The following is a 22,605-nucleotide window of genomic DNA, read 5'->3' as shown; positions in this document are numbered from 1 at the left end:
CTAAATAAGGAGCAAATGTTTGAGTGTTTTCAAGATTATTTTACAGATTCTTGGAGAACGAAAGTATAAACCTCTCTTTTTATCTATTGAATATAACTAATGCTATTCATTCTCGCGTACCTGTCATGATGGGGATGGTGGAATCAGTTTTTTTGTCACAGTACTGTATGCTTCACCCGAGGCTATGCCTTCAATGTGCGTGCCCTTAGCCTCGGATTCTGTTTGAAAGAACTCAAAGTAAATCAATTTGAAAGATAAGGCTTCCTTACATCCGTCCGATTCAAAAGATAGTCTGTGCTGGTCTGATGATAATCAGCCAGCTTAATCAATATAGCTGTTGGAATGTCCAACTCGCCACGTTCATAGTTGCTATAGACACGTTGGCTACAGCCAAGATAGGTGGCCATTTGTGTTTGGGATAAGTCTTTGTCTTCACGCAAATTGCGTATACGAGCATACATGTTCATCACCTCACCAATATCATACTTTAGCGTGTTATCCGCTATTGATTTTTAGCGGAAAATCCGCTAAAGTATAGTGAGAATAGTTGGTAAAAAGACTAGGTGGGGATAACATGTCAAACCTGATTGAAGATTTGTTTCACGGAAACCTGCGGTTGGACGAGTCGATTCATCCTGAACAAGCCGAATATCAGGAGATCAATCGCCAGATATCGGACCTGATGCAGAACTACAAAACAAATCTCACAGATACAGAATACGATGCTCTGGAGCAACTGATAGACTTGATCGGACAGTCCACGTCCATGTATGTGGAAGCAGCGTTTGAACAAGGTTTTCGCACAGGCGGCAGACTGATAATTGAGGTTTTAGCTAAAACGTGAGTATTTACCTACTTCATAAGCCAGCGGCAGACAATACACAGCAATTCAAAAATCCCCTCCTCCATTACCACCGATCAGGCTGGCATGGGGGAGGGGATCTTGCTTTTAAATTATTCTTTTATCTTATTACTTACCACCTACCGTGCACCAATATTAGTACCTGATGGCGTACCTGAGCCAACCAAATCACTACCACCCGCAAGCTTGAGGAAATTGCCCAATACAGGCGTGCCATCCGCGCTACGCGTTACTGAAGGAACGAGGGAGACAAAGTCGGCTGCGCTGGCGAGCAGGCCTTTGGCGTTCTCGCTTTTTTTGTTCTTCCACCAGACGTTGGTGCTGCTGACGTCGGTTCCGCTTGTTTTGTCGCTGGCGCCGCCTTGGAAGGACAGGTTGTTGGTGAAGATGTGGGTGCCTTTATCGAAGGCAAAGTTGCTTTGCCCGTTGTTCCAGGAGGTGTTATTTTTCATCTGGATCGAACCGGGATTGCTGTTGTAGGTGAAGCCATGCTTTTTGTTATTAAAAGCAATGCTGTTCTCAACGATATGATTCACTGCGATTTTCTCACCGCCGAGCTTGAAGCCGTTGCCATCGCTGTTGGAGGTAGAGGTGCCGTCTGATGTTGCACCGTTCGCGTAGGCGATGCTGTTGCGGATCGTGACCGCGCCAATGGCGCCTGTGTCTGTTTTGCTGTACAGATCCCAGCCATCGTCCACGTTATAGGCCGCAATACAACCGTCGAAGACATTACCGGGGCCTACGGTCAGTTTGGCCGCAAAACCGTCTGCATCCTCGCCGTCATCCGGGTCATAGTTATTATGGGAATACGAACGAATCACTTCATTATATGCAGGCCACTCACTCTTGGCGGCTGTGGAAGCATAACGTCCCATTTGAATACCCGTATCCCGGTTGTGATGGGCCTCGATCTGCTCCAGACGGTTGTAACTGCCTCCGATGAAGATGCCGTTGTCGCCCGCACCCTTCACCTCAAGCCCTTTGACGAACCAGTAGTCTCCGAACATTTGCAGTCCTCGATTGGTGGAAGCGAAGGCTTGGGCTGAGAAATCAAAGACCGGTTTTTCCGATCCATACGCCACCAGGTTTTTACGTTGTCCGGATGTACCGCTATTGCCACGCTCAATGGTAATGGTTTCGGAGAAACTGTAAGTTCCGCCTCGTAGATAGATGGTTTTGCCTGGGGCGATCTGGGTTAATGCGTTAGCGAGTGACGTAGGGCTGTTGAGTGTTCCCGGATTGCTGGCTGAACCCCCAGGAGACACATACAGATCACCCGCAGCAAGTGCGATATTCGAAGTCGCCACCGATTCAGAGGGATTTTGCAAGCTGCTCTCGATCAGTTCCTCAGCACCGACCGATCCACCACCAATCAATAATAGAGGGAACGCGGCGCTCAGACAGATCTGGGCCATTTTCGATTTCAGAGAACGTTCGGATCGTACAGATGAATGAGTGGATGTAGATGGGAATAATTTCATTACGCAAACCTCCTTGGTTAATTGGGAATAGAATGAAGAGCACGTAGTAGCCGTGTACCAGACTGTTATCAAAAGCGAAATAAGTCATGCCGGCTGGCTAGATGCAATCTCTAGGACACAGCTTTATGGTAAATGTTGTAAGCGTTATCATCAATAATCATCTGATCAGATGGAGGTACATGCAGGCAGGTCAGGCCTGCAAGCTTCCAATGCTTGTAATATCACGTGAATTATGTAATCTTTCCATTGGGTGATAGCTCTCATTTAACGAAGAATCATCTGAAATGAACGTATAGAAGTACACTTTTCCATCCCACGAGCACAAGTCTTACCTTCGATCCACTCATATGAACTTCTTTTAATTTAAAATACATAGCTACATGCATCCTGAAGTGGAGATTACACTCCAGCTAGTCATGAAAAAGCCCTGATAGCAGCTGCAACGGGCAACTTGACGATCAGGGCTATGTTTAATTCAGAACGTAATCTGCATATCCAAAATACTCACATGTACTAACGTTGTCAGACTCATCAATCATCAGTCTAAACGCTGTCAATCTACCTTAATAACCGTCCGTCTCACGACTGCGTTTCTCTGCTTGCTCGACACTTGGTTCATGTTTCGGTTGGACCGTTGCACTATCATCGGTTGGAACAGAGGCTAACCCTTCAGAGACGCGCCGACCGTAATCCGCATCCGCTTGGGTGAAGTAAGAGATCATGCGCTCCCGGATATCCGGTTTGCATTGCGCCAATGCGCCAACCATATTGCTGATCAGCTCATCCCGCTCCCAATCCTCGAATGCCCGATACGTATCCCCCGCTTGTCCAAAGTCATTGGTTCGCTCAATCTTCTCGCGCACAAGTCGGCCTTCCACCAGTGGTTCATGATCCTTGCCACGAGGGGTTGCTTCTTTTAAGCCACCCAGCGACGAAGGCTCGTAATTTACATGTGGATTCTGACCCGGCGCACGATCCACTTGATACTGCATCTGCCCGCCGCTTTGATTGGTCGCAACACGGTTCTTCGGCGCATTCACAGGCAGTTGCAGATAGTTCGCACCCACCCGGTGACGCTGGGTATCCGAATAGGAGAAGGTCCGTCCTTGCAACAGTTTGTCATCTGAGAAATCCAGCCCGTCCACCAATACGCCTGTGCCAAACGCTGCTTGCTCCACTTCATTGAAATAATCCTCGGGATTGCGATTCAGCGTCATTTTGCCCACAGGTAGAAAAGGAAACTGCTCCTGCGGCCATAGCTTGGTCGGGTCCAGCGGGTCGAAATCCAACTCTGGATGCTCGCCGTCCTCCATCACTTGAACGCACAGCTCCCATTCGGGATACTCCCCTTTTTCAATAGCGTGATACAGGTCCAATGTCGCATGATTGAAATTCTGTCCCTGAATCTCGCTCGCGTCTTTTTGCAGCAGGTTGCGTATCCCTTGATTGAGCGGTTCCCAGTGGTATTTGATGAGTACGCCCGTGCCTTCCTGATTGACCCATTTGTATGTATTAACACCCGACCCTTGCATCTGCCGATAATTCGCTGGAATGCCCCATGGAGAGAAGAGGAATGTCACCATATGGGTAGCTTCAGGGCTCAGCGAGACAAAATCGAAAAACCGCTCCATATCCTGTGCATTGGTCAACGGGTCTGGCTTGAAGGCGTGTACCATATCCGGGAATTTAAGCGGGTCACGAATGAAAAAGATTTTCAGATTATTACCCACCAGATCCCAGTTGCCATCTTCGGTATAGAATTTTACAGCAAATCCGCGCGGATCCCGCAGGGTCTCCGGTGAATGTCCGCCATGTATAACGGTAGAGAAGCGAACGAAAACGGGCGTTTGTTTGCCTTTTTCCTGAAATAGGCGTGCACGTGTGTACTTCGACACCGGTTCATCCCCGGCCGTTCCATACGCTTCAAATATGCCATGAGCGCCAGCGCCGCGGGCATGAACCACCCGTTCTGGAATACGTTCACGGTCGAAGTGAGTAATCTTTTCGAGAAAATGATAGTTCTCCAGCGTAGTCGGTCCGCGGCTGCCAACGGTTCGTACATTCTGATTGTCCGTAATGGGATGCCCTTGTCGATCCGTTAATGTCTCAGCTGATTTGTCTGAGGAATGCTCTGGTTGTGAAGACTGATGATTCATGGAGTGGAGCACCGCCTTTCCTTAAAGTGGATTCCTGTATATATTTTCCCTGAAAATTGGTTCTATACATTAAACCTCGCAAATAATCTCGTAAAAAAAGCTTGTCACCCGCTTCATCGCGTGAGATAATTAACTTTTGCCCAGCGGCCTTTTTGGAACGGAAAATTGAAATTGGACCGCTTTGTCTAAGAATGGAGGCTGACCTAGGATTGTCTACACAACGTTATCCTTTTGCATATGATCCGGCTGAACCTTTTGTATCCCGTCTGGGAGAATGGGTTGCCGATGTTTTTTACGATATTTTGCCAGAGTTCGGCTTCGAGGTACGGGATGAACAGATTTTTATGGCGTACCAGCTCGAACGGGCCTATGGAGATAAAAAGACCATTATGGCTGAGGCCGGTGTCGGAACAGGCAAGACGTTAGTCTATCTGCTCTACGCGGTCTGTTATGCACGTTATACGGGCAAACCGGCGGTGATCGCCTGTGCCGATGAGTCTTTGATTGAACAGCTTGTGAAGCCCGGCGGAGATATTGCGAAGCTGGCTGCACATCTGGACTTGGAAGTGGACGCACGTCTGGGCAAATCACCGGACCAATACGTTTGCTTGAACAAATTAAGTGCGATGCGATTTGCGGATGAAGATGCGCCTGTTATTGAAGAAGTGCATGAGAGTCTGCCGGATTTTGTGAACACGCCGGGTACACTTCAGGCCTTCCATCCATATGGTGACCGCAAACAGTATCCACATCTGAATGATCGTCAGTGGAACAAAATCAACTGGGACCCGTTCCAGGATTGTTTTGTTTGTCCAAAAAGACAACGCTGCGGCCTCACGCTGTCGCGTGACCATTACCGTCGTTCCAAAGACATCATCATCTGTTCCCATGATTATTACATGGAGCATGTGTGGACCTATGATGCGCGCAAACGCGAGGGACAATTGCCACTGTTGCCTGACCACAGCTCGGTTGTATTTGATGAAGGACATTTGCTGGAAGAAGCAGCCCTGAACGCATTAAGCTACAAACTGAAACACCGTATTTTCGAGGAACTCGTAACCCGTCTGTTAGAAGGAGAGATTCGTGAATCCCTCGCGGAGTGTGTGGATGAAGCGATTGAGAGCAGTGAGCGACTGTTTGCGTTGCTGGATACCTACACGGTGGCGATTCCGGGGTCGGAACGGAAAGAAGTGCGGGTAGAAGCACCGCTTCTGCGTGAGATTGAACGTCTGACGAGTGTGCTGGATGCGATCGGTGAAGAACTGGTATTTGAGAGCGGATTGTTCTCGCTGGATGGTTATCAGATGCGTGTCGTGGAAGAACATCTGGACATGATTCAGTCTGCACTTGCTTTGTTCCGCAAGGAAGATGGTTACATCTGTTGGGCGGAAGAGAGCGAGGATGAGACGACCTTATCGATCATGCCGCGCACCGTGAAGGAAATGCTGAACGAGCGTGTGTTCAACACAGGTATTCCAATCGTGTTCTCCTCCGCCACGTTATCTGTGGACAGTTCATTCCGATATGTGGCGGACAGCCTGGGCATTGATGATTTTGTATCATTCTCGGTGGCTTCCCCGTATGATTATGCGGACAAAATGAAGATGAAGATTACCGGTGAAGCTGTACCGGGCCACCCTGAGAATGAAAATCGCATGCGTGATGCGGTGTCGTTACTTCAGGAGAGTGGAGGACGTGCGCTGATTCTGTTCCGTACGATGGAAGAGCTACGCGCGTTCAAGCAGGACATCGTTCATGTACCTGAAGCAGAAGGTTTGCGCTTTATGTATGAGGGCGACCGGGAGATCAGTGATCTGATCGCTGCGTTCCAGCAGGATGAGGAAAGTGTACTGTGCTCCGTTAATCTGTGGGAAGGACTGGACGTCCCAGGTCCGTCATTATCCAATGTCATGATCTGGTCGCTTCCGTATCCACCACAGGACCCTGTCTTCAATGCAAAACGCAGTGCGTCGGCAGCACCATACGAAGAGATCGATCTTCCGTATATGCTCTTGCGTGTGAAGCAAGGTCTCGGACGTCTGATTCGGACAAGCACGGATTCCGGTTCCGCGGTCATTCTCGATGAATCACTGTATACCAAAAAGGAAGCCAAAGACCGCATTGCGGCCCTGCTTCCTGAAGGTGTGGAATGGACAACCCTGACACACTAATTAGCTTAGGTTAAATGTTTTTTTATTTTTGATGATAAGGCTTCTTGCCCAAATAAGTTCTTGTTTTCTGCGGATTCACCATTCGTATGTGAACAAGAGCTTATTTTTTTATTTTGATGATTTCTTCAATGTACTTCTCTTCCCTTTTTTTCGAGGGATTTTCCCTTGCTCCTCGCTATCTATCGCTCCAACATTCTAACGAACCTACCGCACCTTATTAGGGTGATAATTAAGTGATGTAAATTCTAACGTATCTCAGTAACGTTATCCCGCCGAAAATGGCTTTTCAACTTGGAAATCGACCGAATTTGGAGAAGTAACGTCGCTGGGATTCTTTACACGTCAGACCTGCGCAAATAGGAGCGAATAGCGTGTGTCAGATTCATTAGAACCAATGACCAATGAGCGCTAATAAGGGAGGGCCTCTGTCATGCTCATGACTTATGGGACATGGAAGCCCCTTTTTGATGTGTACAGATTTATGCTGTGTTAAAAAATACCCATGCTCAGATACCGTTCCCCGGTATCCGGCGCAATGCAGAGCACTCGGTGCCCCGGCCCCAGTTCCTTCGCGATGCGAAGGGAGGCCCACACCGAAGCCCCAGAGGAAGGGCCGAGCAACAGCCCTTCCCGGGCAGCAAGCTGCCGCATCGTATCCAGTGCGTCCTCATCGGACACCTGGATGATGGCATCCCACACGTCGGTATTCAGGATGTCCGGAATGAACCCCGGACTTGTACCGACGAGCTTGTGTGGTCCGGGCTCGCCACCGGACAACACCGGAGAACCTTTGGGCTCCACCGCATAGATGCGGATGTCAGGTAACTGCTTTCGCAGTTCTTCTCCTGTCCCGGTAATGGTTCCGCCGGTTCCCGCCGTAGCGATGAAAGCATCCAGCCTGCCTTCCATCTGCTGCATAATCTCGGGAGCCGTCGTGATCCGGTGAATGTCCGGGTTCGCCTGATTCTCGAATTGCTGCGGAATGAAACTTCCTGGAATGTCTGCCTGAAGCTCTTTCGCTTTGCGAATCGCACCAGGCATCCGCTCCGCAGCAGGGGTGAGCACCACATCTGCGCCATAGGCTTTCAGAATGTTGATGCGCTCCTTGGACATATTGTCCGGCATGATCAGAATGGCTTTATATCCTTTGGCGGCGGCATTCATCGCAAGACCAATCCCGGTATTGCCACTGGTTGGTTCGATAATGGTAGCACCAGGGAGCAAGTGTCCCGCAAGTTCAGCCTGAACGATCAGGTTGTAGGCGGCACGGTCTTTGACGCTGCCACTTGGGTTGAAGTATTCCAGTTTCACGTATACATCAGCGGAGTCGCTGCCTGTGAGTCGGTTCAGTTTAACGGCAGGTGTCTGGCCGATCAGTTCGGTTACATCTGCGGCAATGCCTGTATGTGCGGGTGTTTGTTTAATCGAATGTGTATTCAAATCCATGAAGTACAGCTCCTTGATTGATAAGACGTTGAGAGTATATCCGGTTGAAATCAATTCATGCCTTATTGGAATGGTTGGATATCTCTTCTCCATCTTAATGAACGTAACCTTCCGTGGTCAACTTGTTTTGCAGGGGATGGGTTCAATATTGTTAGAGTTGTATCAAGTCTGCGCCAAGTCCATCTGCAGATGCCGACTGAGTTCTTTTTTGACTTCATTGCGTGCAAATGTCCACAGCATATAGAACCGTTGCCAATACCCTCTGCACATATACAGAGTTTCGATTCCCTCGGCTTCCCGTTTCTCTTCCAGTACTTTGACACCGCGGGTTCTCATCTGTTTACGAAGGGCCAACATCTCCTTGAGCACATTGTTCTGAATGCGGGTCAGCGACAGAATGTAGACTTCGGGCATCTTCAGCAGCAGCGTATCCAGTGTGCGAATATCTCGTTCAAGTACATCCAGCAATAGCGTGCGCACAACCAGACCTTTAATCAGACGATGGTCTTCATCCGAAGGGGATGGGGCGGAAGTTGAGGATGTCATATGTTCACTTCCTTAACCTTTAATTGGAATTTTATATTTACAGAACATGTGTTCCTATATTATAATCAATATATGTAATGGAGATACACAATACAACCGAGAAATATTGGAAGCAAACTTTACCGCATTTTCCTAAAGATACAGATCGTGAATGAGGCTAGGGATTTAGGGACAAGCCTGCTCCAAAATAAGGTATAATTTATGGGTTTTGCAGGAAACCTAAGGCCATAAACCAAATAAGCCTTATGCAATGCAGTCTGCTACAGAAGTAATTACAAGCAATGAATTACTGCAATGAATTGCGATCATGATTCAAGGCTGTCTTGCTTAACATGATGGCACCAGGTCAACGAGTAGAAGCAGTTTTAATTGGACGAAAATGAGCAACAAAAAAGCCCCTGCCTTGGGCGGCGGGGCCTATGGAATACTGCCGATTCAGCGGCAGGTTTGATGATGTGTTCAGAAATTAAGCAAGATATTGAGGCTTTTCGTAGAACGCCTCTTTTTCAAGGATGACCTTATAAGGTCTTTCCTTGCCCTTCAGGGAGGGCCCAATGGTAGTTAGCGGTACGGCCGGCTTGTGGAAACGATCTTCTTCCTTGGGTTCCGGAACCGGTCGTGATGATTCGGGCGCAGAACTGAGGCGTACCTTTTTTTCGCTGCCCCAGCGCTTGCTTATTTTTTTCGTTTCCGGTTTCATTCCGGTTCGCCTCCTAACAAATCGTTGATGGCGTTGAACAGTTGACGATTCTGTAGGTCAATCTGCTGAAATACCGCCTCATCCGCTTCAATATGTCCAATAATGTGAACGGTGATTACATACCTCTTGGCTACAGGATAGCATAGCAGATACTCTTTCTCAAGGTAATCATCATACAGGTTAATCTTGATTTTATTCTCCCGGTAAGAATCAATCACCAGGATGCGCTTGGGATCATCCGGTTGTTTGTCGTCGTTAGCGGACAAGTCATACTTTCTCCCCGGTTCTCCAACATTACCACATAATTGCTCAATATAACCACTGTCATCTGTACGGTATATGGCTGTGCCACGTACAGCGAATGGAGGATGAGAGACAAAGGCAGTACGCAGGGCATCGCTCATTCGCTCCAGCATCTTGGCATCTGCTTTGCGGGTACGCAGCAATTCCCTAAAGAACCGCAGCAACTTAAGCAGTTGTAACCTCGCTTCTCCCTCAGTGCGTTTATGCTTCTCAATGATGTTCTCCAATTCTGGATCACTCCAGCGTCCTTGTTCCTCAATACTGTCTGCGATTTTGGAACATGCCACGGACACGGCTGGTGCCCACTTTCCGTCAGAACGGATTTCATATACGAGTGGATTTAATCCCAGCAGATCTGTGGGCATACGCAATCCTTCAACCTTGGTTGTGTCCTTGATGTCTGTAATATCCTCAGGAAGAATGAAAAAAATACGTTTTCGTCCCAGACGACCCATAAACAGACCCATTTCCAGCATTGTATTATCCCGGACTGACGCGTAGTACTTCCCGCGAATTTTGGATATATCATCCGGATGAAAAATAAAAATGGCAAAGTCAGTCGTACGGACCTCTACTTCCAGATCGTCCATGGTATAGCTGCTTGGATTAAAAACCCCGGAATACCAAGGGGTAACTTCGGCTGAAAAACGTAAGTTTTCGTGTACTGCGGCTGCAATCGGCTTCGCTTCCAGCGAGCAGCCAATAAAGACTCTTGGCTTTAACGTTTTCATCAATCCGCCTCGCTTAAACGGTAGTGGGATTCAATTGTTATATTATACCATAAACAGCAGAGTAAGTCTGGAAACGTCTGAACTGGACAAAGAATAAGCCGATTACGTTTGCTATAGTGTATGTGTGAAAGGCAAATGATTCCTTTAAAAAGCGCAAGAAAATAAAAAAAGGCCCCAATTTGTCACAGTTGGGTGACTGACAGTTATTTTTGGAAGCTTTGGTCATAGAATAAAGGAGCAGGTTGCACCATTAGCAAGCATTGCTTATCCTGGTGTTGCCGTATGACTGCTGGAGCAGTCCAAAGGCTGCTTTATGCCTGTTTTTGAGGGGTCTGCTGTTTAGACCCGGTCACGTTGGTGTTATATAATAGAAGAACAAGCAAGTTAGCTTTGGTGTTTAAACTGAATGAACTTGCAACTGCTGTAAGTTGGATTTACAATTTACACAGGAACGAAGAGTGCAGAACCCATCTGTAGAAGCGAAGCGTTCGCCTGAAAGCTTTTTTGAATGAAAGCAGCTTCGGAAGCATAAGCGATCACCGGATTTTCCCCAGAGGGAAAATGGAATTCCAAAAATCCGGGGATAACCGCGATCAAAAGAGGGTACTGTAATCCAAGTGTACAATTAAATGTTCAAGCTTATGCATTGTAGTTATTTTTCAGTTTAACTGAGCACAGCTAACCACAACAGAACAGAAAGGATCAGGATACCATGAGTTCCCGAAGGACAATCTCCCCAAGGACGATCTGGAAACGTTACGATCTCTCATACACATAGCGCCCCTTGTAGAGTACACCAACCGGTTCAAAAAAACGGCTGACTCTGCGAAAGAGGGGATTGGAATGAATATTCGAAGGACGTACACGATGATTTCTTCCAGGCTTACCTTTTGCAGGGTACGGTCGGTCTAAAAAACCAACCTACAAACTGCGAGGGAACCTGAATGAAGAGAACATCGTTAACCTTACAACACGTTAAAACAGAGGCGATCAAATTCGCCATTATGCTACTCGGTACATTTATTTTAGCTTTTGCTTATTATCACATTAACTTTCAGAATCATTTATCGGAGGGCGGATTTGTTGGTCTGGCCCTGCTCGGAAAATACGCAACAGGCTTATCACCTGCTATCGGTATGTTGTTACTGGACATTCCGGTCATGATCCTGGCTTGGTTCCTCAAAGGCTGGAAATTCATGATTCAGGCATTGCTTGGCGTCGGTGCATTTTCCCTATTCTATGACGGCTTTGAACGATACTCCACACTGGTATTGTCGTTTAACGGAAATCTGTGGATTCCGGCAGTTCTATCCGGTATATTGACAGGGGTAGGCGCTGGGATCGTGCTTCGATTCGGTGGAGCGACAGGTGGAGACGATATTCTCGCCGTGCTGGTTAGCCGCTGGAAGGGATGGAAGCTGGGAACAGTTTTCTTTGTCAGCGATGCTTTTGTATTGGGATTGTCGCTTTTCTTTCTTCCGGTAAAAGAAACTTTATATACGATTCTGGCCGTATGGATTGCCAGCAAAGTCATCACGTACGTCGTTAGTGTTCCGGCTCGCGGAACCGTGGTTACAACTTCGGCTGTGAAATTGCCGATGCCATCGGCTGCAGCCAAGGCAGTTAACGCTGCTGCTATTTCACAACGGACTACGGTGGCTAGAGGTGTATCCAATTAACCATACGTTTCAGAACAACGATAACCTGTATGCATCATATTCAGGTCTTGATAGTTAAAGTTCATACAAAATCCCTTTTGACTGCTCTTCAGCAGCAAAAGGGATTTTGTTGTTTTCCGATTCATTCAGGGTTTGATCGAAGAAGCAATCTGACCATCCTGATTATGGATAATCGCTCGAATATTTTGTTTGCTACTCAGTTCTTTGGCCTTATTTACAGCTTCTGCCTTAGTATCAAATGTGGACAGATAGCTAGACTTTCCTTCTTCCTTGATCGCCCAGCCGGAGTCAGTAGGCACGACATGGATGTTGTCATGACTTTTTGACGAAGAAACGGGCTCGGAATGACGACGATCCGTGGAAGACGACTTTTTAGGGTTGGAATTATCGGAAGAAGATGTGGAGTCCGATTTCGAACTTTCCGGTGCGGGATGATTTTCATCCCATTCTTCCGCCTTAGCTGTCGCTATGGCAATCGAGCGTCCTTCCTCATACCCGTCATCGAGCAGAGCATTGGCAATCTCAATTGCTTTATGTCTGACACGTGGTTCCAGATTCTTCATGGATACCGGATAATCCTGTTTGTTCCAAGGCATATGAACCCCTCCTGTACAATAATGGATTAGTTGTATATTACCCTTTGAGGGGAGGGATAAACGATGAACAGCCGAGGTCGTAAGTGCATTTACCGATGATCTATATAAATTGAAATAAACATTTACACGAAACGGAGAGGACAGAAAAAACCTGAAGAAACGAAGTGTTCGCCTTTATCCCCGGATTTACCCCTTTCTAAAAGGAATCAAAAAATCTGGGGATAACAGCGATCGGAAGGTTGTTCTGTCATCGGAGTGTCCAGTGTAAACATTCTTTATTTCAACTTATATAAAAGGATCTCGATCCTATACTTTTGCAAGCCAGAGGAGTATAATGCTGTCCATGAAAGAAATAAGTTCAACAAAAGGAAGATAAAGGAGTACATATATATGTTTAGTCTTAGCCTGGCAATCCCTATGCTATTCACCATGCTGATTCATGCCGCAGACAGCTTGTCATATGCGCTGCGTCTTGGTGGTTTACGCACTCGCAGAATTGCGCTAGCCATTTCTTTGGCGGGTATCTTGCTGCTGGTTTCTAGAACCTCGAATATGGCCCAAGGTCCGATGGTAGGTAATCTGGTGGATACTGCAACACGTGGAGCCAATCCACACTTTGCGGCGCAGCTGCACTGGTTAATGGGTGCGGCAACAATTGGAACGGCATTAGCCATATTGTGTTTCCCAACCATGGTGAAGCTCTCATCAAGAATGGTTGTACATTTTGAAGCAGCCGGTTCCATCCCTGCGATGGTTCGCGGTATGCTGAAGCGAAGCAAGATTAGAAATGCAACGTATTACTTCACCCCGCCATCCTGGAAGATGGCCAAACGATTGGTACAACATGGAATGCCAAGACGGTTAATGATGCTGAATGTAGCAGTAACCGCAATCTATACCACAGGTGTCCTGTCCAGCTTATACGCAGCTTATCTTTACCCAGGGCAGGCTGTAGCTGCATCCCAATCAACAGGGCTGATTAACGGAATAGCGACTATTTTGTTAACCATCCTGATTGATCCGCGGATTTCCCTGCTCAGTGACCGATCATTACGTGGCGAGATCGGTTTGGATCGCATGAATCAGATTTATGGTTGCATGCTCGTGTCCCGTCTATTCGGTACACTGTTGGCACAGTTGTTATTAATTCCATTTGCGTATTGGATCGGTTGGATTGTAAGTATGATGTGACGACTCTTTCCTGAATTTTAGCCAGGCACTCTCTTGTACATCTTTTGAAACAGCAAATGAGAGGGTGCCTGTGCAAATTGAATTGACGGAGTATTTGTGCTGTGATACTATTAGACCGAATAGTCGGTTTAATTTATGGAGGTTTTTCCAATCGAAGTTAAACGAAGAAAAGATGTTACCCAGATAAAGAAAGACATTGCACGTAATACCAAAGAACTGTTTGCCCAAAAGGGATATAGTGCAACTTCCATGGAAGACATATGTACGATTAACAATCGGAGTAAAGGCAGCATCTATTATCATTTCAAAAGCAAAGAAGAGTTATTCATGTATCTAATCAAGCTTAACAATGAAGATTGGATGGATGCTTGGCTGGACAAAGAATCCGGGTATAAGACTGCCATAGACAAACTGTACGGACTTGCTGACCATTACGTGGATGATTTGGCTAACCCGCTGAATCACGCCATTAACGAGTTTGTCTCGGGTCAGGTCGTCAGCCAGGAGATGCTTGATGAGATGCTTTCCCTGATCCGTATTCCGTATGCGACATATGAGTCCATTATTACTAAAGGGATGGAAGATGGGGAGTTAAAACCGGATGACCCACAGGATGTAATGCACATTATCTACGGTCTGTTTAGCGGATTGACTACACTCTATTATGAGAAGGACCTGACGGATATTCGTCGTATTTACCACAAAGGGATGGCCAGTCTGCTAGCAGGCATTCAACAACGTTAACCATGAAAAGCTGATGTAACGTCAGTTTTTCTTTTTAAATATTAATAAACCGGACAGTCGGTTTAAAAGAGGAGATGGAGAATGAATACATTGTTCAGAAATAAAGCTTTTTTAATCGTGACAGGGTCTGATCTGCTGCAAAATCTGGCGATATGGATCCGGAATATGGCGATCCTCTATTATGTGATGGATCAAACTCAGGGAAGTCCAATAGCTGTCTCGCTGATTACTGTACTTGAATATGCTCCAATTTTTGTTTTCTCCATCATTGGCGGTGCACTTGCTGATCGCTGGAATCCCAAACGTACGATGATACTGGGGGATATTCTGAGTGCGTTATCTATTGTCATGATTATTGGCGTCTTATCTTCCGGGTATTGGCAGATTCTATACGTAGCCACGTTTGTATCCTCTGTCGTTAGCCAGTTTTCTCAACCATCCTCTCTCAAGATTGTGAGGCGAAATGTAAAGGGAGAACATTTGCAGTCTGCAATTGCTATTACACAGAGTGGTCAATCGTTGTTTTTAATTCTCGGACCAATCGTCGGAACGTTTATATACACTGCAATGGGCATTCAGGCATCCATGTACGCATTACTCATTCTGTTCCTCATCTCTGCGCTTCTACTCACATTTCTGCCTAAAGACGCCACCCAGCGGGAAACAAATACCTCATTATTAGCGGATATCAGAGAGGGCTGGCAATATGTTGCTCGATCTCAATCGTTAAAAATGCTTAGTCTGGTATTCATCTGTATAGGGCTTTCTGCGGGTCTCATCAGCCCACTTGGAATATTTCTGATCACCGAACGTCTGGGACTTGAAGCAACGTCATTACAGTTTCTCTCTGGAGCGTCCGGATTAGGTTTATTGATTGGAGGAGGGATTGCGGCTGCTGTAAGTGCCAAGCTGAACCAGACTCTAACTCTGATCGTAGGTGTGCTGTGTCTGGCTGTAGCCACGATGGGAGAAGTGTTATCCAGTTGGTTCTGGCTGACCCTTTTGATCAGCTTCTTGAGCTCCATCAGTTTGGCATTTATCAACGTTATCATCTCCACGTACCTGGTCACCCGGATAGATGAGCACTTGATCGGGAGAGTGAATGGCACCATCACACCTTTATTCATAGGAAGCATGCTTCTTGGATCTTCCATGGCAGGTGTACTGATGAACAGCACATCCATTTTTATCGTCTACGCAATTTCGGTTACCGTGATGATCATGGGTATTGTTCCAGCGATGCGTATTCAATTTCATAATGATCAGACGGCTCCTGCCAGCCATTTGACTTCGGAAATTTCTTCGAGCCAAACCTAATCAATGCATTCTCGTGCAACAATAGTTCGTCTATGAAAACAAGAATGTACAACAAAAAAGCAGCGGGATCTGGATCATCCCACTGCTCTTTTTGTATTTGTATTATAACTTATTGGAAAAGGACGGCGTACTCACCGTATCCTTCTTTTTGCAAGTCTTCTTTGGGTACAAAACGAAGTGCCGCAGAGTTGATGCAATAACGCATTCCACCTGCTTCGGCAGGACCATCGTTGAACAGGTGACCCAGATGGGAATCACCCTCACGACTTCTCACTTCGGTACGAATCATGAAGTGGCTGAGATCGGTTTTTTCCTTCACGTTGTGGTCACGCAATGGACGTGTGAAGCTCGGCCAGCCGCAGCCGGAGTCGTATTTGTCGGTAGAACTGAACAATGGCTCGCCAGATACGATGTCCACATAGATACCATCACCGTGGTGATCCCAGAATTCGTTATGGAATGCAGGCTCGGTCGCGCTGTTCTGCGTAACTTCATATTGAAGCGGCGTCAAACGCTCTTTCAGCCCGTCTTTATCCACGTTACCGGTCCAGTTGCGTTCGATGAAATCTACACGTCCAGAACCTTTGCTGTAGCGTTTGTAATGGGCAGGGTTCTTCCGGTGATAATTTTGGTGATGTTCTTCCGCTTCATAGAACGGTTTGGCTGGCAAGATCGGCGTGAAGATTGGTTTGTCAAAACGTCCACTTTGTCCCAGCTCCGCTTTGGAAGCTTCCGCAATCTGGCGCTGTTCTTCGCTGTGATAGAAGATGGCCGTCTGATAGGAAGATCCGCGGTCATGGAATTGCCCGCCTGTATCCGTAGGATCAATCTGCTGCCAGAACAGTTCAACCAGTTTCTTATAAGGGAAGATGGCAGGGTCAAACGTAATTTGTACAGCCTCTACATGTCCTGTTGTCTCCGAGCAGACCTCTTCATATGTTGGATTCTCGGTATGTCCTCCTGTATAACCCGATACGATCTTATGAATACCGGGCAGTTCTTCAAAGGGGGATACCATACACCAGAAGCATCCGCCTGCAAAAGTTGCTAACTCACTTGAATGTTGTTCCATGCTATAGTCACTCCATTTCTGATGAAGATTTAGCGCTCGTGTTCGAGCTCCAGCAATCTACCGTTTTATTAAACTTGTTACACAAGCATTAGGCTTGCTCTTCTATTATATCCTGAATTGGCAAGCCAACCAAGCCGGAATGAAAACAAGCTGAATCTGAACGGTTTGCGAATTCTGAATTCAGACTTTGTTGCGTGATCGAAAACGAAATAAGAGCAGAACAATGGCCATGAACACCAGATATGCGGCAAGGATGGCTAGGCTCAGCCAGATGGAGGTTTCAGCTTGTGCACCTGCATAGGCAAATACAAAAATCGCTGGCATTTTCCCAATGGCCGTGGCAAGCATGAAGACCCAGAATGGCGTGTACGTTATACCTGCGTAGATATTAACGGCCATCTGAGGCACGATCGGCAACAGTCGCATCGACATGACACCCATGAACGGATGTGCTTCCATCCATGTGGTAAAACGGTTTAGACCCCGAATACGTTCGAGGTACGATCTCGCCTGATGTCTGAAGATGGTTCTTGCTCCGCCATACACGAGCATGGCTGCAAGTGTTGTGCCAAGCCAGCATATCCAGGCTGCCGTGGTGGTACCGTAACTGTAACCAAAGGCGATAATAACAAACTTATAAGGAATTACTGGCACAAGAGCAAACAATGTTGCCATGGCGAGTAACAGCGGAATGGACTGATGGAGATCGGTCCAGGCCAGCAGTTCATATCTGTAAATAAACGTGACTCCTGCAAGTAAAACATATAACAGAAGCCATAACCATTTTCGCAAAATCCCAAACGCTCCTTTCAGATCAGGCAGGTCTAGTCGTGTCCCGATCTGTACTGCTGTTCCTCATAAGTTTACCACGTTCGCCCATTGTCTGAACAATTCGTGCGAAGTGTGCTGCAATCACTGGCAAGTTGCTGTCCGAAGGGTTACACTATAGGACGTGGAAATATAGAACCGAACTGAAGGTGGAATGATCATCATGGAAACAACCCAACGTAAACGAGTTGCAATTATCGGCCTCGGCGATATTGCACGTAAAGTATATTTGCCGCTGTTAACAGCTCATCCGAACGTGGAGATTGTAGGCATAATGAACCGATCTCCGGAGCCGGTCAAAGCCGTTCAGGAGGCGTATCGATTAGAACGGGGAACAACGGATCTGAAAGAACTGTTGTCCTGGGATCTGGATGCGGTGTTTGTACATACAGCAACGGAAGCGCACTTTGACATTGTCATGCAATGTCTGGAACAGGGATTAGCCGTGTACGTAGACAAGCCGTTGTCCTATACGCTTCGGGAGTCGGAAGAGATGACTGCTTTTGCCGAAGCACAAGGGCTGCTACTCGCAGTAGGCTTCAACCGCAGATTCGCACCGATGTACCAAAAAGCGAAAGAATGGATGCAGGGTGGAAAAGGTTTTGAATCCTTGACAGTGACCAAACATCGTACAGGCATACAGGATCGTCCTGCGGCAGAAACCATCTATGATGATCTCATCCATATGCTGGATCTGATGTTGTGGTACTCGGATCATAATGTGGAGTTGCTTCATCAATGGATTCGGAAGAATGATCTGGACAGACTGCTGCATGCAACCGGAACGGCCAAGCTGGGCAGAACAGCCTACGGTCGATTCGATATGGTGCGTGAAGCTGGGGCAGATCTGGAGAAGATCGAATTGCATGGTGGTGGACGATCTGTTGAAGTGGTGAACATGGACACGATCAGCTGCATGGAACAGGGGAGTCTGGAAACCAAAGAAACGTTCGGGAGCTGGGACACCGTGTTAACACGCAGAGGTTTTAGCGGAGCAGTTGATAATTTCCTGGCTTGTCTGGACTCACCTGATGATTGCCTGATCAGTGCAAGTCATGTAATGGACAGTCATGAACTGGCGGAACAATTGATTCGGAAATAATTGCAGAATACACATACGGAGGAATACAAGTCATGGATGAATATGAAAAGGAACGTAATAAACAGATCGAGGAAGCTGTTGTAGAAACCTATAAACAGGAAGAAGAGATGATGATCCTCGTATTTGCCCAGTGGTGTGTCAATAATGGTTTGGACCCGGAAGAGATGTACCGGCAAGCCTACCCGAATCAGCAGAGCAACGAGCGTTTGCAGCAGGTGCAGAAGCTGATTGTATCCAAGGAGGAAGCCGGTGAGATCCCGGATGATACGGTACTTGGCGTGTTGTCCATGTTTGGCAATGAAGATCTGGCGATGGTTGTATCCGAGGCCATAGCCGCGCGCAAATAAGTTCAACTTACGTATACTGGTATGATTACATCTGTTCCCGGTGAATGACGCGGAATTCCTTCGGGGACATGCCAAACCGGGAACGGAATACCCGATGGAAATAGGTATAGTTGTTAAAGCCGGAAGACTCAGACACTTGCTCCAGGGTCATTGGACTGAAAATAATCCGTTCCCTGGCCATGTTGAGCCGTACGTCAAGCGTGTATTGCATGATGCTTTTGCCAAACGCTTCTTTGAAGAGATGAACCCCCCGTGAGACACTGATGCCAATATGTGTTGCCACATCATCGAGCTTGAATAAAGAGGAAGCGTTTTCTTCAATATAGTTCTTGATCTCATAAGCCACATAATTGGTGTTGGTTATCGTTGGATGCTCCGCGAGCAGACGATCCACTTCGAGACATAAAATTCGCATATAATAACTTGAAATTTCCGGATAAGGATTGGAGATGCGGCGCTGCTCCAGTACGAGCTGTCGAAACAGGACCAAGAGGCTTTCCGTCAGTTCGACTTTGATCCGGGTCGGCCGTTTGTGACGCTTCCACCACTCATCCACCCAGGAACCATTGAAGAAGATGTGATAGTCACCACTCTCCACCAGTCGTTCTCCCATCGGATTGGTTTCATTGTCTATTCTCAGCTCATAGGGCTCGTCAGGATCAAAAAGAAGCAGATCGCCCGCATCTACCAGGGACATGTCCCCGTCTATGCGTGCACGGCAACGTCCGTCTGTTTGCAGTCTTAACAGGTAGTTCTTCACGCCTTCAGGCTGCACCATAGCGTAGGGTTTACGATGAAATGAAAAGCCTGCTGTAAGAACTTGGCAGGATTGATCTGTCGGCATGGGCATACTCCTTGCAATTTGAAAATTATGACCAGATAGTTCATGTTTCAATCATATTATTCATTTTAATTGAAGCTGAAACGGAATACCATAGTATTAGATTCAAGGAACAGGAAACATCCAACAAAACATATGTATCTCAACCATTCAAACGCAGATTTTCACCATGCGTAAGGAGATGAACGTCACAGTGGAGAAAATGAAAGCAGGCATCATCGGGTGTGGTAACATCAGCGCCATCTACTTGGAAAATCTCAAAAACAACCCGGTCATTGAAGTCGTGGCTGTTGCGGATTTGATTCGTGAACGCGCTCAGGAACGGGCAGATGAATTTAATATCGCAAACGTTTACAATGTAGATGAGTTGCTGCAAAATAACGAAATTGAACTTGTGTTGAACCTTACGGTTCCTGGCAGTCATGCCATGACCGATCTGGCTGCACTCGAAGCAGGCAAACATGTGTATGCCGAGAAGCCGCTGGCAATTTCTCTTGAGGATGGTCGCAAGGTTGTTGAGTTGGCTGAGGAAAAGGGATTGTATGTTGGTTCTGCACCGGATACCTTCCTTGGTTCAGGCATACAGACAGCTCGTAAAGCCATTGAGGATGGGCTCATTGGCAAGCCGGTTGCAGCGACTTCATTCTTTATGGGTGGAGGACCAGAAGCTTGGCATCCTAATCCGGAGTTCTTTTATGTCGCAGGTGGCGGACCGATGTTTGATATGGGACCTTACTACCTGACCGCTCTGATTACGCTGCTTGGACCGATACGCAGAATCAGCGCCTCGGCAGGCATACAGATTGCAGATCGCAAGATTGGCTCTGGGCCGAAGGAAGGCACAGCACTGCAAGTAGAGACGCCTACCCACTTGGCAGGAACCATTGATTTTGCAGAGGGTGCCATTGCAACCATGATCACCAGTTTTGATATTCGCGGAGCTTCGGATCTGCCACGTATTGAAATCTATGGTACAGAAGGTACGCTTAGTGTACCGGACCCCAATTATTTTAACGGGGAAGTGAAGGTTCGCAGATACGGTCAAGACACTTGGGAGACGGTCAAACCAGTCTTCGAAAGTGGACAAAACGAACGAGGCATCGGCGTAACGGAAATGGTTGAATCCATTCGTGCCGGACGGGAACACAAAGCCAGTGGCAAGCTTGCTTATCACGTACTGGAAGCCATGCATTCATTCCAGCGTTCTTCACTTGAAGGCAAGCACATCCATCTGGAGAGCAGCTATGATTCTTTTGCAGTAACTCACACAGTTCAAACTGAGGTTGAAACCGTGGAATCACACTAGTCTGAGTAAAAAGTGATCCAAGCTTGATGCTCTTACGAGTGATGCAGAATAACCAGTATTCTTACGTTCAATTTCAGGATAGAAACACTCTCGATTTTCCACACTAATCAAACAGGCATGTGATCTGAACGGTAATTGTATACAGTTCAATATTCATGAATTCAGCAATCATACGATATCTAATCCAGGGAGGAATCGCACTTGAAACTCGGCGTATTTTTGGTACTATTCGGAGGACGTAAATTGGAGGATGCTCTTGATTATGTAGCATCCAAGGGATTAAAAGCAGTAGAGATCGGAACAGGCGGACATCCAGGCAATGCACATTGTAAGCCAGATGAGTTGTTAAGTAATCCTACAGCATTGAAAAACTTCAAAAATGCAGTGGAATCACGTGGTTTGACGATCAGTGCACTTAGCTGTCACGGTAACCCGCTACATCCGCAAAAGGATATTGCCAAAGGATTTCACGATGATTTTGTTAAATCGGTAGAACTGGCTGAGAAGCTGGAAGTACCTGTAGTGAATACATTCTCCGGTTGTCCGGGAGACCATGAGGATGCCAAATATCCGAACTGGCCTGTTGCACCATGGCCAAATGACTTCCAGGAGATTCTGAAGTGGCAGTGGGAGAACAAAGTGATCCCTTACTGGACAGAGTGGGGTAAATTTGCAGCAGATCGTAACGTAAAAGTTGGATTGGAGCTGCACGGTGGATTCTCCGTTCATACACCAGCAACCTTGCTGAGACTGCGTGAAGCAGCAGGTGAAGTGATCGGAGCCAATCTGGACCCAAGTCACATGTGGTGGCAAGGTATTGATCCGGTTCAGGCAATTCACATCTTGGGACGTGAAGGAGCTATCCATCACTTCCATGCAAAAGATACAACGATTGATCCGGTAAACGTGAACAAACACGGTGTAACGGATATGCAGGACTATACCAATATGCTGGATCGGGCTTGGCAGTTCCGCTCGGTTGGTTATGGACATGATAACAAGACTTGGGCAGATATTATGAGTGCCTTGCGTCTGGTCGGATATGATTATGTAGTAAGTATTGAACACGAAGACGGTCTGATGTCGGTTGAAGAAGGATTCTCTAAAGCCGTGCAAAATCTCCAGCAAGTTTTGATTGAAGAACCGCTGGGCGATATGTGGTGGGTTTAGAGCTACACTAGGG

At 46.9% G+C, this 22,605-nt stretch carries 21 protein-coding genes; 10 read left to right on the top strand and 11 right to left on the bottom strand.

Annotated features, from left to right (window positions below):
* Nucleotides 1-242 precede the first annotated feature (242 nt).
* Nucleotides 243-461 carry a helix-turn-helix domain-containing protein gene (locus AC6CIF_RS05355; protein ID WP_498198384.1) on the bottom strand — a complete coding sequence of 73 codons (219 nt, stop codon included), beginning with the start codon at nt 459-461 and terminating at the stop codon, nt 243-245.
* Between the two features lie 113 nt (nt 462-574).
* Between AC6CIF_RS05355 and AC6CIF_RS05350 the strand changes: the two genes are divergently transcribed.
* Nucleotides 575-844, top strand: a complete 270-nt coding sequence (locus AC6CIF_RS05350; protein ID WP_498198382.1) for a DUF6809 family protein — start codon at nt 575-577, stop codon at nt 842-844.
* Between the two features lie 137 nt (nt 845-981).
* On the opposite strand, the gene AC6CIF_RS05345 is transcribed toward AC6CIF_RS05350, so the two are convergent.
* Nucleotides 982-2,343, bottom strand: a complete 1,362-nt coding sequence (locus AC6CIF_RS05345) for a right-handed parallel beta-helix repeat-containing protein (protein ID WP_498198381.1) — start codon at nt 2,341-2,343, stop codon at nt 982-984.
* Between the two features lie 563 nt (nt 2,344-2,906).
* The gene (locus tag AC6CIF_RS05340; protein ID WP_498198379.1) at nt 2,907-4,499 is read right to left on the bottom strand and encodes a catalase; all 1,593 of its coding nucleotides are present in this window, start codon (nt 4,497-4,499) and stop codon (nt 2,907-2,909) included.
* Nucleotides 4,500-4,708: 209 nt separating this feature from the next.
* Between AC6CIF_RS05340 and AC6CIF_RS05335 the strand changes: the two genes are divergently transcribed.
* Nucleotides 4,709-6,673: an ATP-dependent DNA helicase gene (locus tag AC6CIF_RS05335; RefSeq protein WP_498198377.1), complete on the top strand. Its 1,965-nt coding sequence runs from the start codon at nt 4,709-4,711 to the stop codon at nt 6,671-6,673.
* Between the two features lie 489 nt (nt 6,674-7,162).
* On the opposite strand, the gene cysK is transcribed toward AC6CIF_RS05335, so the two are convergent.
* From cysK to AC6CIF_RS05315, 4 genes are all read right to left on the bottom strand, one after another.
* Nucleotides 7,163-8,119 carry a cysteine synthase A gene (gene cysK / locus AC6CIF_RS05330; RefSeq protein WP_192134052.1) on the bottom strand — a complete coding sequence of 319 codons (957 nt, stop codon included), beginning with the start codon at nt 8,117-8,119 and terminating at the stop codon, nt 7,163-7,165.
* A 162-nt stretch (nt 8,120-8,281) separates the two neighbouring features.
* Nucleotides 8,282-8,665 carry a YhjD family protein gene (locus tag AC6CIF_RS05325; protein ID WP_498198375.1) on the bottom strand — a complete coding sequence of 128 codons (384 nt, stop codon included), beginning with the start codon at nt 8,663-8,665 and terminating at the stop codon, nt 8,282-8,284.
* A 466-nt stretch (nt 8,666-9,131) separates the two neighbouring features.
* Nucleotides 9,132-9,365 (bottom strand): hypothetical protein, encoded by a 234-nt coding sequence (locus AC6CIF_RS05320; protein ID WP_017687536.1) that lies wholly within the window; start codon nt 9,363-9,365, stop codon nt 9,132-9,134.
* Nucleotides 9,362-10,399, bottom strand: coding sequence for a nucleotide-binding protein (locus tag AC6CIF_RS05315; RefSeq protein WP_051447360.1), 1,038 nt, complete (start codon nt 10,397-10,399; stop codon nt 9,362-9,364). The genes AC6CIF_RS05320 and AC6CIF_RS05315 overlap by 4 nt, the downstream gene beginning before the upstream one ends.
* A 944-nt stretch (nt 10,400-11,343) precedes the next feature.
* Here AC6CIF_RS05315 and AC6CIF_RS05310 point away from each other — a divergent pair.
* Complete coding sequence (locus AC6CIF_RS05310) at nt 11,344-12,078, top strand: YitT family protein (protein WP_036614465.1); 735 nt, start codon at nt 11,344-11,346, stop codon at nt 12,076-12,078.
* Between the two features lie 125 nt (nt 12,079-12,203).
* Here the strand turns inward: AC6CIF_RS05310 and AC6CIF_RS05305 are convergent, their stop codons facing one another.
* Nucleotides 12,204-12,674, bottom strand: coding sequence for a DUF2188 domain-containing protein (locus tag AC6CIF_RS05305; RefSeq protein ID WP_498198373.1), 471 nt, complete (start codon nt 12,672-12,674; stop codon nt 12,204-12,206).
* A gap of 390 nt (nt 12,675-13,064) precedes the next feature.
* Between AC6CIF_RS05305 and AC6CIF_RS05300 the strand changes: the two genes are divergently transcribed.
* The 3 genes from AC6CIF_RS05300 to AC6CIF_RS05290 all read left to right on the top strand — a co-directional run bounded on the left by AC6CIF_RS05300 (nt 13,065) and on the right by AC6CIF_RS05290 (nt 15,926).
* Entirely contained in the window at nt 13,065-13,865 is an 801-nt protein-coding gene (locus AC6CIF_RS05300; protein ID WP_498198371.1) for a lipid II flippase Amj family protein, read from the top strand.
* A 135-nt stretch (nt 13,866-14,000) separates the two neighbouring features.
* A complete protein-coding gene (locus AC6CIF_RS05295; RefSeq protein ID WP_498198369.1) occupies nt 14,001-14,609 on the top strand; it encodes a TetR/AcrR family transcriptional regulator in 609 nt (202 codons plus the stop codon).
* 81 nt (nt 14,610-14,690) lie between these two features.
* Nucleotides 14,691-15,926 carry an MFS transporter gene (locus AC6CIF_RS05290; RefSeq protein WP_498198367.1) on the top strand — a complete coding sequence of 412 codons (1,236 nt, stop codon included), beginning with the start codon at nt 14,691-14,693 and terminating at the stop codon, nt 15,924-15,926.
* A 109-nt stretch (nt 15,927-16,035) separates the two neighbouring features.
* Here the strand turns inward: AC6CIF_RS05290 and msrA are convergent, their stop codons facing one another.
* Nucleotides 16,036-16,998 (bottom strand): peptide-methionine (S)-S-oxide reductase MsrA, encoded by a 963-nt coding sequence (msrA, locus tag AC6CIF_RS05285; RefSeq protein WP_036614455.1) that lies wholly within the window; start codon nt 16,996-16,998, stop codon nt 16,036-16,038.
* Nucleotides 16,999-17,178: 180 nt separating this feature from the next.
* Nucleotides 17,179-17,790 (bottom strand): TVP38/TMEM64 family protein, encoded by a 612-nt coding sequence (locus tag AC6CIF_RS05280; protein WP_221822185.1) that lies wholly within the window; start codon nt 17,788-17,790, stop codon nt 17,179-17,181.
* Nucleotides 17,791-17,989: 199 nt separating this feature from the next.
* On the opposite strand from AC6CIF_RS05280, the gene AC6CIF_RS05275 reads away from it, so the two are divergent.
* Nucleotides 17,990-18,928, top strand: a complete 939-nt coding sequence (locus tag AC6CIF_RS05275; protein ID WP_498198365.1) for a Gfo/Idh/MocA family protein — start codon at nt 17,990-17,992, stop codon at nt 18,926-18,928.
* A gap of 32 nt (nt 18,929-18,960) precedes the next feature.
* A complete protein-coding gene (gene yxiS, locus AC6CIF_RS05270) occupies nt 18,961-19,275 on the top strand; it encodes a protein YxiS (protein ID WP_036614451.1) in 315 nt (104 codons plus the stop codon).
* Between the two features lie 25 nt (nt 19,276-19,300).
* Here yxiS and AC6CIF_RS05265 read toward each other — a convergent pair whose 3' ends face one another.
* Complete coding sequence (locus AC6CIF_RS05265) at nt 19,301-20,119, bottom strand: AraC family transcriptional regulator (protein ID WP_017687546.1); 819 nt, start codon at nt 20,117-20,119, stop codon at nt 19,301-19,303.
* 190 nt (nt 20,120-20,309) lie between these two features.
* On the opposite strand from AC6CIF_RS05265, the gene AC6CIF_RS05260 reads away from it, so the two are divergent.
* Both AC6CIF_RS05260 and AC6CIF_RS05255 read left to right on the top strand, forming a co-directional pair.
* Nucleotides 20,310-21,422 carry a Gfo/Idh/MocA family protein gene (locus tag AC6CIF_RS05260; protein ID WP_076216963.1) on the top strand — a complete coding sequence of 371 codons (1,113 nt, stop codon included), beginning with the start codon at nt 20,310-20,312 and terminating at the stop codon, nt 21,420-21,422.
* A gap of 201 nt (nt 21,423-21,623) precedes the next feature.
* Nucleotides 21,624-22,592, top strand: a complete 969-nt coding sequence (locus AC6CIF_RS05255) for a sugar phosphate isomerase/epimerase family protein (protein ID WP_017687548.1) — start codon at nt 21,624-21,626, stop codon at nt 22,590-22,592.
* Nucleotides 22,593-22,605: the final 13 nt, after the last annotated feature.

The sequence above is a fragment of the Paenibacillus sp. GQ49 genome (assembly GCF_059759055.1).
This window is presented reverse-complemented; position numbering and strand designations above follow the sequence as displayed.